The organism is Rugamonas apoptosis, from assembly GCF_014042355.1.
Taxonomy (GTDB): Bacteria; Pseudomonadota; Gammaproteobacteria; order Burkholderiales; family Burkholderiaceae_D; genus Rugamonas; species Rugamonas apoptosis.
In genome coordinates, this window is sequence record NZ_JACEZU010000028.1 from 1,449 (window position 1) to 2,859 (window position 1,411).

1 rRNA gene (running past one end of the window) is annotated in these 1,411 nt (G+C 51.8%); it reads left to right on the forward strand.

The features are described 5' to 3' along the window. Positions 1-1,386 (forward strand): 23S ribosomal RNA (locus tag H3H39_RS27225); its annotated part reaches 1,448 nt to the left of the window's first position; the annotation flags it as partial. Positions 1,387-1,411: the final 25 nt, after the last annotated feature.

Below are 1,411 nucleotides of genomic sequence, written 5' to 3' on the forward strand. Positions count from 1 at the left end.
GCCATGATTCAAGGGACTGGGACGAGGCACTTAGGTGCTGAAGCAATCGGAAGTGGTTCCAAGAAAAGCCTCTAAGCTTCAGTCATACGAGACCGTACCGCAAACCGACACAGGTGGGCGAGATGAGTATTCTAAGGCGCTTGAGAGAACTCGGGAGAAGGAACTCGGCAAATTGGTACCGTAACTTCGGGAAAAGGTACGCCCCGGTAGCTTGGCTGATTTACTTCAGTAGGGCGAAAGGGTTGCAATAAACTGGTGGCTGCGACTGTTTAATAAAAACACAGCACTCTGCAAACACGAAAGTGGACGTATAGGGTGTGACGCCTGCCCGGTGCTGGAAGATTAAATGATGGGGTGCAAGCTCTTGATTGAAGTCCCAGTAAACGGCGGCCGTAACTATAACGGTCCTAAGGTAGCGAAATTCCTTGTCGGGTAAGTTCCGACCTGCACGAATGGCGTAACGATGGCCACACTGTCTCCTCCCGAGACTCAGCGAAGTTGAAGTGTTTGTGATGATGCAATCTACCCGCGGCTAGACGGAAAGACCCCATGAACCTTTACTGTAGCTTTGCATTGGACTTTGAACCAATCTGTGTAGGATAGGTGGGAGGCTTAGAAGCGGGGACGCCAGTTCTCGTGGAGCCAACCTTGAAATACCACCCTGGTTTGTTTGAGGTTCTAACCTTGGCCCGTTATCCGGGTCGGGGACAGTGCATGGTAGGCAGTTTGACTGGGGCGGTCTCCTCCTAAAGTGTAACGGAGGAGTTCGAAGGTACGCTAGGTACGGTCGGACATCGTGCTAATAGTGCAATGGCATAAGCGTGCTTAACTGCGAGACTGACAAGTCGAGCAGGTACGAAAGTAGGACATAGTGATCCGGTGGTTCTGTATGGAAGGGCCATCGCTCAACGGATAAAAGGTACTCTGGGGATAACAGGCTGATTCCTCCCAAGAGTTCATATCGACGGGGGAGTTTGGCACCTCGATGTCGGCTCATCACATCCTGGGGCTGTAGCCGGTCCCAAGGGTATGGCTGTTCGCCATTTAAAGTGGTACGTGAGCTGGGTTTAAAACGTCGTGAGACAGTTTGGTCCCTATCTGCCGTGGGCGTTGGAAATTTGAAGGGGGCTGCTCCTAGTACGAGAGGACCGGAGTGGACGAACCTCTGGTGTACCGGTTGTCACGCCAGTGGCATTGCCGGGTAGCTAAGTTCGGAAGAGATAACCGCTGAAAGCATCTAAGCGGGAAACTTGCCTTAAGATGAGATTTCCCGGAGCCTTGAGCTCCTTGAAGGGTCGTTCGAGACCAGGACGTTGATAGGTCAGGTGTGGAAGTGCAGTAATGCATTAAGCTAACTGATACTAATTGCCCGTACGGCTTGTCCCTATAACCTTAGCAGGTTGTGGTGAAT